Origin of the sequence: Streptomyces albus subsp. chlorinus, assembly GCF_013302895.1 — a bacterium.
Taxonomy (GTDB): domain Bacteria; phylum Actinomycetota; class Actinomycetes; order Streptomycetales; family Streptomycetaceae; genus Streptomyces; species Streptomyces chlorinus.
The window spans coordinates 6,280,419-6,291,877 of the sequence record NZ_VJOK01000001.1; the positions used below are offsets into that span (position 1 = coordinate 6,280,419).

The following is an 11,459-nucleotide window of genomic DNA, read 5'->3' on the forward strand; positions in this document are numbered from 1 at the left end:
GCCAGCCGGTCGAGCAGCGCCTCCGCGTCGCTGCCGCCCGCGCCGTCGGTCCGCAGCACGGGACCGCTCTCGCTGAGGACGTCCACGGGGAAGTTGGAGCGGGCGGCGGCGAACGCCACGGAGGCGGCGCAGTCCACGGCCAACTCGAAGTCGTCCTCCGTGCGGTACGCGGCGGAGCGGGTGTCCAGTACCACGGTGGTGTGCGGCAGCGAGACGTCCACCAGCTGTTTGACCATCAGCGTGCCGGTCCGTGCCGAGGAACGCCAGTGCACCCGGCGCAGATCGTCACCGAGCACGTACTCGCGCAGCGCGTGGAAGGTCAGCGAGCCCTCGTCCGCGGTGTCCGAGGTCGGCCCCTCCAGATGGTGTGCCGTGCCGGAGGGCAGCACCGGCAGCAGGCACACCCGGGGCCGCACCAGCAGCGTGTCCGTACCGCCCTCCCGGTGCCCGAACACCCGCACCCGGCGGGCGAGCCCCAGCGGGTCCGTGCGCTCCAGGCGCACCGGGCCCAGCGCGAGGCGCCCGCGCCGCTCGGTGGGCAGCGCGTAGCGCACGGTGTGCTCGGCGCCCGCGGCCAGCGGCGGCACACGCAGCGTGAGTGCCGTCTCACCGCAGCTGTCGGTCAGCTCCAGACCGCGGCGGGTGCGGCCCTGTGCGCTGGTGAGGGTGACGGTTCCCTCGGCGCTGTCCCCGCGGGCCACCTTGCGTGGTGTGACCCGCCGGCGCACCGTCAGGCGCGGTGCCCGTCCCGTCCACACGAGCGCCGCGCCCACCGCGAGCAGGCAGGCCAGTCCGAGAACGGCCGCCTCCTGGTACCCCAGGCCGTACCCGGCCCCGGTGAGTGCCACGCCGCCGACCAGTGCCCCCCAACCCGTCGGCGACAGCATCAGACCCGGGCTCCCGCCTGTGGTACCGGAACCGTCGCCAGCGCCTCCGCGATGACATCGGAGCCCGTGCGTCCGCTCAGTTCCGCCTCGGGGGTCAGGATGAGCCGGTGGGCCAGCACCGGGCCCGCCAGCGCCTTGACGTCCTCCGGCAGCGCGTACGTCCGGCCCTGCGACGCGGCCCGCACCCGCACGGCGCGCAGCAGCGCCACCGAGCCGCGCGGGCTGGCGCCCAGCCGCACCTCGGGCAGCGCGCGCGTGGCCGCCACCACCCGCACCAGGTAGTCGTACAGCTGCGGCGCCACCTGGATCCGCCGGGCGACCTGGATGAACTCCGCGATGTGCTTGCCCGTCGCGATGGTCGGCAGCTGCTCGATGCTCGTCTGCGACGCGGCGCCCGACAGCACGGCCACCTCGGACGCGTGGTCCGGGTAGCCGAGCGTGACCTGCATCAGGAACCGGTCGAGCTGCGCCTCCGGCAGCGGATACGTCCCGCCCATGTCCACCGAGTTCTGCGTGGCGATCACCATGAAGGGGCGGGGCACCGGGTGCGTGCTGCCGTCCGCGGTGACCTGGCGCTCCTCCATGACCTCCAGCATCGCGGACTGCGTCTTGGGCGAGGCGCGGTTGATCTCGTCGCCGAGGACGATGTTCGCGAACACCGGACCCGGCAGGAACTCGAACGCACCGGTGTTCTGCCGGTAGATCGTCACCCCGGTGATGTCCGAGGGCAGCAGGTCCGGCGTGAACTGCACACGGTGCCAGCTGGCTTCCAGCGAGGCGGCCAGACAGCGCGCCAGCGTCGTCTTGCCGGTCCCCGGCACGTCCTCGATCAGCAGATGCCCCTCGGAGAAGAGGCACACCAGGGCCAGTTCGACCGTGTCACGCTTGCCCTTGACGACACGCTCGATGTTGTCGCCGAGCGCGTGGAAGCACTGGGCGAGCAGCGCCACGGACTCCGCGGAGGCGGCCGGCGCGGGTTGCTGGTTCTCTAGTCGCACGGCCATACCTCCGGGGAGAACTGCCCTTCGCGGTGCTTGCTGGTGCCCACCCACAGATCACTGATGTAGGCGGTCTTGCCGTTCCATTCGATGCGGTCCCAGACCTTGCTCTTCCAGTTGTAGGTGTCGTGGGTCTCCTCGGTCCCCTCCACCTGGCAGATCACCTTCAGCATGGGCGTGTCCCCGGGCGGGATCTGTCCCGCGCGCCCTCCGGTCCGGGTGCTGGGCTCGTTGCGCACGCCGACCTCGTTGCCGTCGTCGGTGTTGTCCGTGACGCGGATGTTCCGCGGATTCGACAGGTCCACCGACACCGGGGTGGTCCCGCCCGAGCCGGCCGCGTTGGTGGCGGCGACGGTGAGGTTGTAGGTCCGGTTGTTCATCAGTCCGGAGACGGTCGCCTTGGGCCGGGTCAGGCCGGCCTGCGGCGGCTTGCCCGCGCCCCCCACCGTGTACGTGGTGCCGTTGCCCGCGTTGGCGGGCGGCTGCCAGGTCAGGTTGATGGCCCGGCCGCCCTGCGGGAACGCCGTCTTGACGTTCTGCGGCGCACCTGGCGCCACACACGGCCGCGTGGGCACGGAGCGTGCCGACTCCTTCGTCTGCCCGTCCGAGAACTCCGCCTCCACCGTGAAGCTGTACTGCTGGTCGCAGGAGCCGCCGTTCACCTCGAAGGTGAACGGGCCGTCGGGACCGACCTTCCCCGGCTTCACCTCGGCGCCGGGCGGTGCGCCCTTCAGCTGGTACCCGGTCGGCTTCACACCGGGGGAGGGCGCGAAGGAGACGGTGATGACGCCGGGACCGGACTGTGCCTGCGGGGTGCCCGGTGGCTGGGCGTCGGCGGGCTCCTCCTTGTTCTTGTCCCCGTCCGGCTTCTGCGGCTTCTCCGGTTTCCGGGACTCCTTCGGGTCGGACGCGGGCCGGCCGCCCCGGTCCGGCTTCTCCACCGGAGCCTCGGGGCCCGAGGGTGTGTCGTCGCGCCCCGGACCCGTGGGGCCCTGGGGGTCCGGGTTCGGCGCGTCGGATCCGGGCGCCGGGTCCCGCCTGCCGCTGTCGCCCGGCGGGTCGTTCTCCTTGGGCCTGCGGCCGGAGGGTACGTCCGTGTCGTATTTGTGCACGCGGTTGACGCGGCCGGCGGAGTTGATGACGACGGCGGTCTCGTTGTCCTCGTCGTTGACCCACAGCAGCCCGTCGCGGACGAACAGGTCCAGCTTGCCGGGCTCGCCGGTCACCTTGACCGGCTTGGTGATCGCGGACGCCTCGGTGTCGTACACCTTCAGCGTTCCGTTGCTGTGGTCGGGCACGTACACCTTGGAACCGAGCACCTGGGGTATGCCGTACTCGTGGTTGCCCGCGCCCAGGGGAGCGCTGGTCAGCGAGCCCGTGCGGGTGTCCACCAGCGTCATGTGGCCGGACTTGCGGGCGAGTACGGGCACCACGTCACCGGCTGTCGAGGCCGGGACCAGCACCGAGCCGGCGGGCGCGCTGGTGATCGCCTTCGGCAGCTTGAAGCGCATCCCGGTGCCCGTGCGCTTGAGGAGCGTGACCGTCCCGCCCTTGGTGTCCGTCACCACCGGGCGGCCGTCCGCGAGAGTCATCACCAGCGTCGACGGCTTGCCGCCGGAGGATGCCACCTTGATGCCCGGGGCCTTCTTCCCGCGCGGGAACGGCACCACCTTCCCCTTGCCGGGCACCGGGACCCACAGGGTGCCCTTCGGGTCGGCGACCGCCTTGCCCAGCGGGCCGGCGCCCAGATCGACGGCGGCGCCGACCGGTGTCGTGCGCACCGGGTCGATGCGCTGCACCCGTGCCTCGACCGGGTCGACGAGATACGCGTACGAGCCGCCGGACACCAACTGGAGCCCCGAGCCGTAGCGCGAGGACTGCTCGACGGTCAGCTGGGAGGGGTCGATACGGACGAGCTTGCCCGTCTTCTCGTCCAGGACCAGCACGGTCTTGCCGTCCTGCGAGATGGAGACCGGGTGGTCGCCCATCCCGGGCAGCTTGACCTTGCCGTCCACGTCACCGGTCAGCCCGTTGGCGTGCGCGGCCTCACCGGTGCGGGAACTCGTCAGCCAGGCGCCGATGTCGGCGAGGTCGGGCACGGCGCCCGCCTTGCCCGAACCGACCACCACGGACGTACCGACCAGCGCTCCCACCGAACACAGCGCGATGTAACCCGTCGCGCGGCGCCGGCTGGGCCGCACGGCCGCCCAGGCCGAGGCGGCCAGCCCCGCGCACCGGGCCCTCAGCGCCGCGAACCCCCGCGGGCCGCGCTCCCCCTCGCCCGTCGCCGTCTCGTCGACGAGCCGCCGCGGACGCAGCCCTGGCGTCCGGCTCTCTTCGGAGCTGCTCCCCCGAGCCTCCGGCATCGACGTGTCCCCCTCCCCGTCACTTCCGCACACCCGCACCGCACGCGGTGCGCCGCCCTTGAAGGTTAACCAACCAACCCGGTCCTGGGTCAGCGTCGTTCGCCTGCTGTGACACGAGTATGACGTGCGGCACCGACACCGCCGACCCGTCACTCGCACCAGGCGCGGTCGCAGGGCGGCCCAGCGGTGGTGCGACCGGGCCTTCGCACCGGCCCGGCCTGCCCGTCCGCACGGCAGCCGTGCCCCGGTACGCCGTATCCGCCACCGCGCCGTCCGAACGCGCGGCGCCGGCCTGACCTCCTACTGGCGGCCGCCCGGAGACGTCCGGAGGGGCGGCGGGGCCGGCCGGTGGGGGTGATCATGCGTACGGGCGTCTGACACCATGGCGGGCATGGGGCTTTGCGAACATTCCGGCGCCGGTGGTGCGGGCGGCCGGGCGGTGATCGAGGCGGAGCCGGATGGTGCCGCGACCGTGGACGCCGGAGGGTCCCGACGCGTTCGTGGCGCCGCACTCCCACCCCGAAGTCACCGGGTACGTGGCGTCGTTCACGGCGAGCCGTACCTCACCGCCGTGATCGCCCAAGGGAACACCGCCTCGGCGAAGGCCGCCGCGCGAGTGGGCATCACGCCCGCGCGGGAGGAGACCTTCCCCGGCGAGGACGTCGTCGTGCGCACACCGCACCGGCCGGGCGGCACGCAAGGATGAGGGGAACACAGCAGGCGCCGCTCCTGCGGCTGAGCGGGGTCAGCCGCCGCTACGGGGAGAGGGAGGCGCTCCACCCGCTGGACCTGGAGGTGCTGCCGGGCACCTGCACCGCGCTGTTCGGGCACAACGGATCGGGCAAGTCGACACTGCTGCGCCTGGCCTGCGGGCGCGACCGGCCGACGACAGGGGAGGTCCTGTTCGACGGCGGGCCCGTGGACGAGGACGATCCGCAGGTGCGGGCCCGGGTCGCCGTCGTGGGGGACACCGTCGCCTTCTACCCGGACCTGACGGTGCGCGACCACCTCGAACTGATCACCGTGGCGCACGACGTGGCCGGCGCGGGCGCCTGGATCGACCAGGTGCTCGCCGACCGCCGTCTCACCGGCCACGCCGACCAGCTGCCCTCCGCCCTCTCCTCCGGCCAGACACAGGCACTCCAGCTCGCCGCGGCTCTCGTCCGCCCCCGCGACCTGCTCGTGCTGGACGAACCCGAGCAGCGGCTCGACCCGGGGGCCCGGACCCGTCTCGCGGAGCTGCTGCGCGGCGAGAAGGACGACGGGGTCGCCGTTCTGCTGGCCACCCACCAAGCCGAACTCGTGCACGCGGTCGCCGATCACGTCGTCGTCCTGGAGGACGGCCGGGTCCTGGCCGAGGGCGGTCCCGGCGTGCTGGACGAACTGGACGGCGCGGCGTGAGCGCGGCCGGCGCGGCGGGGCTCCGGGACGGCGACGTGACCGGCGAGGAGACCGAGGGCACGGAGGAGGCCGACAGCGCAGCCTGGAGCACCGAGTACGACCGCACCCCTGAGACACTGCGCTGGCTGCGTGCCAAACGCCGGGCCCACCGCGGCCGGCGCAACCGTGACCTGGCCGTCACCGGTTACGCCGTACTGCTGTTCTGCGTCGGCTACGGCAGCACGCTGGGCTACCGCTTCGTCCAGCGACTCGGGCACCTCGCCGCGCAGGAGGGCACCCTGGAGGCGATACGCCGCGCCCTTCCGGCCGCTTTGGTCCTGGGGGCGTGCGGGCTGGCGGTGCTCGCGGCGCGGGACGCCCTGTGGCGGGGGCCCGTGCTGGTGCCGCGCCATGACGTGTCCTGGCTGCTGGCCCAGCCGGTGCGACGCGAGAGGGTGCTGCGGCCCGCGTTCCGGCTGACGGTGCTACTGATGACGGCCGCCGGGGTGCTGTGCGCGGCGGGCGGTGCCGTGCTGCTGCGGCTGACCGGCCTGGGGGAACTGGGGCCCGCGCTGCTGCTGTGCCTGCCCGCCGGAGTGTGCCTGCCGGTGCTGGCCGCCGCGCTCGCCCTCCAGGTGGAGCGCGGCGTCGGGCTCGCGCGCCGCGTGCGGGTGCTCACGCCGTACGCCGTGCTGCTGGTGGCCGCGCTCGCCGCACAGGCGGCGCTGGCGGCGACAGGGCGGCGGTCGGCGGTGGCCGAGACGGTCGAGCTGTGGTCCGGGCCGTGGGGCTGGGCCGCGCAGCCGGTGCTGCACGCGGCCGGTGTGCGCACCGACGGCTGGCAGTTGGCCGTCCTGCTGCTGGCCGCCGTCACGGCAGCGGCCCTCGTGCACGCCGTCGCGACGGCCGGGACGATCCCCACCCGGCGGCTGCGCGCCCGCGCCGCCACGGCGGCGACGGTGGCCTCCGTCCTGTGGACGGCCGAACTGCGTGCCGCCAGACTCGCGGTCACCGAAGCGCTCGCGGACGGTGCGTCCGGTACTCCGCGCCGCCGCCTGCCGATGCCGCGTTCGCGCCGGCTCGTCGTCGTGTGGCGGGACGCCGTCGCACTCCTGCGCGCCCCCGAACGAGCCGTGAGCGCCGCCCTGTGGATTGCCGCGGCGGCCGGTACCGCGGGGCCGGCGGTGGCGCTGGACGGGACGGCACGGGTGGCCGTCCTCGCCGGGGCGCTGACCCTGGGCTGGTTCGGGGTGGGCAGGCTCGCGGAGACCGCGCGACTGGAGGCGGACGATGTGCGCCGCTCCTCCTGGTCGCCGTTCCGCCTCGCCTCCCTGATGCTCCAGCACGCGGTGGTGCCCGCGCTGGCCGGCGCGGTGCTCGCGCTGGTGGCCGCCGTACCGTTCGCGCTGCGCGGCGGTGGGTGGGCGCTGCTGCTGATGCCCCTGTGCGCCGCTCCGTTCGCCGCCTCCGCGGTGCTGGCGGCGGTACGCGGCCCGGTACGGACGGAGCTGCTGTCGCTGGGGCTGGTCACTCCCGCCGGCGACGCCAGCGTCTTCGTCTTCCTGTTCTGGTACGCCACGCCGTTCCTGTCCGCGGTCGGGCCGCTGACCGCGGGGCTGGGGCTGAGCGGCGCGCTGGAGGCGGGGGCGTCGGCGGGGGACGTGGCGCGGCCGGTGACGGCCGCGGTGGGGGTCACCCTGGCGCTGCTCTTCGCCGCCGCTCGGCAGGCGCGCAAGCTCCACCGGGCGGCGGGCTGAGAGCGGGACCCGGGCGCGGCCACCCTCAACCGCCGTGCGGCTCGGGCAGGATCTGGCGCAGCAGGCCCCGCGGGTGGCCTCTGCGGCGCCACTCCCTCGGGTAGCCGAGGGAGACCTCCTCGAAGCGCACCCCGTCGTGGTGGGTGGTGCGGGGGATGTGGAGGTGGCCGTAGACGGCGACGGCCACCGGATACCTGGTGTGCCAGCCGGCCGTCAGCTCGGTACCGCACCACTGGGCGAACTCCGGGTACCACATGATGTCCGTCGGCTCCCGCAGGAGCGGCCAGTGGGAGGCCAGCACGAGCGGGGTGTCCGGCCCGAGGGCGTCGAGCCGTGCCCGGGTGGCCGCCACCCGGGCACGGCACCAGGCGTCCACGCCGGGGTACGGGTCGGGGTGCAGCAGGTACTCGTCGGTGCACACCACACCCCTCTCGCGGGCGCGGGCCAGCGACTCCTCCTTGGTGTGCGTCCCGGGGGCGCGGAAGGTGTAGTCGTACAGCAGGAACAGCGGTGCGACCACGACCTCGCCGCCTGGCCCTCGCCAGCGCGCGTACGGGTCCTCCGGGGTGAGCACGCCCAGCGACCGGCACAGCTCGACCAGACGGGCGTACCGCTCGGCGCCGCGCGACTGGACGGGGTCGCTGCGCGGCGTCCACAGCTCGTGGTTGCCCGGTGTCCAGATGACGCGGGCGAAGCGCCCGGCGAGCAGGCGCAGGGCCCACTCGATGTCGGCGAACACCTCACCGACGTCCCCCGCGACGATCAGCCAGTCCTCGTCCGAGGACGGCCGCAGCGACTCGGTGACGGGCTTGTTGCCGGCCATGCCCACATGCAGGTCGCTGACCGCCAGCAGGCGGCCCTGGCCAGTCGTCATGCGGCTCCCCCTCGGTCCCCCGCGTCCCCGTGCCGGCACCGACGATATCGCCGGTGCCGGCGGTGCGCAGGGGGACGCGGGAGGCCCGTCGGGAGGGGCGGTTCCGCCGCCGGGACGGCTACCGTGTCCCGGGCCGTGCCGGGGAACCGTCCCGCGCCGCCTGCCGGACCGCGCGCCCACGGGAGCGGTAGACGATGTACGGGCGGGCCAGGTAGCCCAGCGGGACGGTGAAGGCGTGCACCAGCCTGCTGAACGGCCACAGGGCGAACAGCCCCATGGCGAGCAGCGCGTGCACCTGGTAGGGGAGCGGTGCCGCGCGCATGGCCGCCACGTCCGGCTCCAGCTCGAAGAGGCTGCGGAACCACACGGACACGCCCATGCGGTAGTCGTAGCTGCCGGAGGCCGCGCTGGAGGCGGTGGCCGTCAGCCCGGCCAGCAGCACCGCCAGCAGCAGCGGGTGGACGAGACGGTCGCTGCGGCTGGTCGCGGCGCGCACCGCCCTCACCCGCAGCCGCCGCCACAGCAGCACCCCGAGCCCCGCCACTGTCGCGAGGCCCGCCGCGCCGCCGACCACCAGGGCGTTGAGGTGGTAGAAGTGCTCGCTCACCCGGAGCCGTTCGGTCACCCACTCGGGGATGAGCAGGCCCACCGCGTGCCCGGCGATCACCAGGAACAGCCCGTAGTGGAACAGCGGGCCCCCGACCCGCAGCAGCCGGCTCTCGTACAGCTGGCTGGAACGGGTGGTGAAGCCGAACCGGTCGTAGCGGTACCGCCATGCCGTGCCGCACAGGAAGACACCGAGGACCAGATAGGGCAGGACGCCCCACAGGGCGATGTGGACGTGTGTCACCGGCGCGCTCCTTCCGGGTGGGGCAGGGGGGAGGGGACGGCGTCGAGCCCGACGCTCTCGGCGGGCGGTCCGCTGCGCGCCAGTGCGCGGACGGCGGCGCGTTCGGCGGGCGCGGGCGCCGGGAGGGTGCCGAGCACGGCGTGCAGCACGTGCGCGTACGGGCTGCCGTACCGCTCCAGTGCCCCGGACAGCAGCGCCAGAGCCGCACGGTGCTCGCCCAGTACGGCGGCGCCCGGCTGCGGACAGCGTGCCGCGAACTCCAGGAGGCCGGGCAGGAAGTCCGGCAGTTCCCCCTCGCGCATCTCCCACCCGTGTTCCCTCAGCAGTGCCTTGAGGGCGGCCAGGGTGGCCCCGCGCCTGCGGGTGTCGCCGTCCGTGTAGTACGTCAGGTGCAGCGTGCGCCGTCTGCTGCGGTCGAAGGTGGCCACATAGCGGGCCGCCAGCTCCAGTGCCGGAACGGCCGCCACCTCGGAGCAGAACCGCAGCAGGCCGGCGGTGTGCGGACAGGAGCCGTCGGGCAGCGCCAGGAGCGCGGTCTCGACGGTGCGCAGCCGGCCGTCCCACTCGGCGTCCGGGTAGCCCAGCAGGAGGGAAGCGGCCTGGTGCACCAGTGGGGTGCTCGCCTCGCTCACGCCTGTTCACCGCCCCGGCGGCGCGGGAAGAGCCCGGCGGGGCGGCCCTTGCCGTTCCAGTTGAGGAGGTTGAGGCGCCCGCTGGTGGGGGAGGAGGCGGAACCCGCAGCCGTACCGGCGGTCCCGGACGTCTGTGCCGCCGCCTGTCCGGGGAGGGGGGAGAGGGCGTGGAAGGCGTCCGCGGGGTCCTCGTACATGCCGGGGCCGCCCTCGCCCTCCAGCCCGCAGCCGGCCTCGCCCGGGTCGCGGGGGACCTCGCCGGTGTAACTGGTGGGGATGACGTACCGCTCCTCGTACTTGGCCAGCGCCAGCAGCCGGTACATCTCCTCCATGCGGGCCGCGTCCATACCGACGGCCTCGGCCAGCCTGGGGTCGCGCTCCTCACCGAGGTTGATGCGGCGCATGTAGGAGCGCATGGCCGCCAGCCGGCACAGTGCCGCCTCCACGGGGGCCGTGTCGCCCGCCGTGAACAGTCCCGCCAGGTACTCCAGGGGGATGCGCAGCGAGTCGATGGCGCCGAACAGGCAGGCGGGGTCCTCGCCGTCGTGGCCGTCGCGGCTGAGCGCCTCCACGATGGGCGAGAGGGGCGGCACGTACCAGACCATCGGCATGGTGCGGTACTCCGGGTGCAGCGGCAGCGCCACCCGGTAGTCGCTGATGAGGGCGCGCACGGGGGAGCGGCGCGCCGCGGTCACCCAGTCGTGGGGGATGCCCGACTTATCGGCGGCCCGCGCCACTTCCGGGTCGTGCGGGTCGAGGAAGCAGTCCAGCTGCGCCTCGTACAGCTCCCGCTCGTCCGTGACGGACGCGGCCTCGCCCACCCGGTCGGCGTCGTAGAGCATGATGCCCAGGTAGCGCAGCCGTCCCACACAGGTCTCCGAACAGACGGTGGGTTCCCCCGCCTCGATGCGCGGGTAGCACAGGGTGCACTTCTCCGCCTTGCCGGTGCGGTGGTTGAAGTACACCTTCTTGTACGGGCAGCCGGACACGCACATCCGCCAGCCCCGGCACCGGTCCTGGTCGACCAGCACGATGCCGTCCTCGATGCGCTTGTAGAGGGCGCCGGAAGGGCAGACGGCCACGCAGGAGGGGTTGAGGCAGTGCTCGCAGATGCGCGGCAGGTAGAACATGAACGCCTGCTCGTACTCCAGCCGTACCCGCTCGCCGACCTTCTCCAGCTGTGCGAGCACCGGGTCGGCGGCCAGCGGGCCGGGGCCGCCGCCCAGGTCGTCGTCCCAGTTGGGGCCCCAGGTGATCTCTGTGTCGGCACCGTCGATGAGGGACCGGGGCCGTGCGGTGGGCAGGTCGTCGCCGAGCGGGGCCGTGGTGAGCGTCTCGTAGTCGTAGGTCCAGGGCTGGTAGTAGTCGTCCAGCGTGGGCAGTTCGGGGTTGGCGAACAGCCGGGCGAGGCGGCGGGCCCGGCCGCCGGTGCGGGGCACCAGCCTGCCGTGCTTGAGCCGCCAGCCGCCCTTCCACTTCTCCTGGTCCTCGTGGCCGCGGGGGTAGCCCAGGCCGGGACGGGTCTCGACGTTGTTGAACCAGACGTACTCGGTGCCGGCCCGGTTGGTCCACGTCTGCTTGCAGGTGACCGAACAGGTGTGGCAGCCGATGCACTTGTCGAGGTTCATCACCATGGCGACCTGGGCCATCACCCGGCCGAGGGGTGCGCGCCCGCCGCGGCGGGTACGGCGGTGGGGGGTGCTGTCGGTCATGAC

The 11,459-nt window shown here is 73.8% G+C and carries 10 protein-coding genes; 3 read left to right on the forward strand and 7 right to left on the reverse strand.

Annotated elements, in window-relative coordinates; all coding sequences use genetic code 11:
- The 3 genes from FM076_RS27230 to FM076_RS27240 all read right to left on the reverse strand — a co-directional run.
- Positions 1–887: DUF58 domain-containing protein (locus FM076_RS27230; protein ID WP_173875047.1), on the reverse strand; the 887-nt coding region annotated here is incomplete at its 3' end.
- Complete coding sequence (locus FM076_RS27235; protein ID WP_428815057.1) at positions 887–1,885, reverse strand: AAA family ATPase; 999 nt, start codon at positions 1,883–1,885, stop codon at positions 887–889. The genes FM076_RS27235 and FM076_RS27230, both read right to left, overlap by 1 nt.
- Entirely contained in the window at positions 1,876–4,251 is a 2,376-nt protein-coding gene (locus FM076_RS27240; RefSeq protein ID WP_173873527.1) for a fibronectin type III domain-containing protein, read from the reverse strand. The genes FM076_RS27235 and FM076_RS27240 overlap by 10 nt, the downstream gene beginning before the upstream one ends.
- A gap of 571 nt (positions 4,252–4,822) precedes the next feature.
- On the opposite strand from FM076_RS27240, the gene FM076_RS34750 reads away from it, so the two are divergent.
- The 3 genes from FM076_RS34750 to FM076_RS27250 are packed head-to-tail and all read left to right on the forward strand — an operon-like array spanning position 4,823 to position 7,388.
- Entirely contained in the window at positions 4,823–4,957 is a 135-nt protein-coding gene (locus FM076_RS34750) for a hypothetical protein (RefSeq protein ID WP_274598859.1), read from the forward strand.
- Positions 4,954–5,652 (forward strand): ABC transporter ATP-binding protein, encoded by a 699-nt coding sequence (locus tag FM076_RS27245; protein WP_173873528.1) that lies wholly within the window; start codon positions 4,954–4,956, stop codon positions 5,650–5,652. The genes FM076_RS34750 and FM076_RS27245 overlap by 4 nt, the downstream gene beginning before the upstream one ends.
- A complete protein-coding gene (locus FM076_RS27250) occupies positions 5,649–7,388 on the forward strand; it encodes a hypothetical protein (RefSeq protein ID WP_243274649.1) in 1,740 nt (579 codons plus the stop codon). Before FM076_RS27245 ends, FM076_RS27250 begins: the two co-directional genes overlap by 4 nt.
- A 25-nt stretch (positions 7,389–7,413) precedes the next feature.
- On the opposite strand, the gene FM076_RS27255 is transcribed toward FM076_RS27250, so the two are convergent.
- The 4 genes from FM076_RS27255 to narH form a co-directional block, all read right to left on the reverse strand.
- Positions 7,414–8,262: a metallophosphoesterase family protein gene (locus FM076_RS27255; protein WP_173873529.1), complete on the reverse strand. Its 849-nt coding sequence runs from the start codon at positions 8,260–8,262 to the stop codon at positions 7,414–7,416.
- A 118-nt stretch (positions 8,263–8,380) separates the two neighbouring features.
- Positions 8,381–9,112 carry a respiratory nitrate reductase subunit gamma gene (gene narI, locus FM076_RS27260; protein ID WP_173873530.1) on the reverse strand — a complete coding sequence of 244 codons (732 nt, stop codon included), beginning with the start codon at positions 9,110–9,112 and terminating at the stop codon, positions 8,381–8,383.
- Positions 9,109–9,744, reverse strand: coding sequence for a nitrate reductase molybdenum cofactor assembly chaperone (gene narJ / locus FM076_RS27265; protein ID WP_173873531.1), 636 nt, complete (start codon positions 9,742–9,744; stop codon positions 9,109–9,111). The genes narI and narJ overlap by 4 nt, the downstream gene beginning before the upstream one ends.
- Complete coding sequence (gene narH / locus FM076_RS27270; protein WP_243274650.1) at positions 9,741–11,456, reverse strand: nitrate reductase subunit beta; 1,716 nt, start codon at positions 11,454–11,456, stop codon at positions 9,741–9,743. The genes narJ and narH overlap by 4 nt, the downstream gene beginning before the upstream one ends.
- Positions 11,457–11,459 lie beyond the last annotated feature (3 nt).

Bases quoted from the DNA above. Each gene is read 5' to 3' on its own strand.
- narH (WP_243274650.1), bottom strand. From the start codon at position 11,456: ATGACCGACAGCACCCCCCACCGCCGTACCCGCCGCGGCGGGCGCGCA.
- FM076_RS27255 (WP_173873529.1), bottom strand. From the start codon at position 8,262: ATGACGACTGGCCAGGGCCGCCTGCTGGCGGTCAGCGACCTGCATGTG.
- FM076_RS27240 (WP_173873527.1), bottom strand. From the start codon at position 4,251: ATGCCGGAGGCTCGGGGGAGCAGCTCCGAAGAGAGCCGGACGCCAGGG.
- FM076_RS27245 (WP_173873528.1), top strand. From the start codon at position 4,954: ATGAGGGGAACACAGCAGGCGCCGCTCCTGCGGCTGAGCGGGGTCAGC.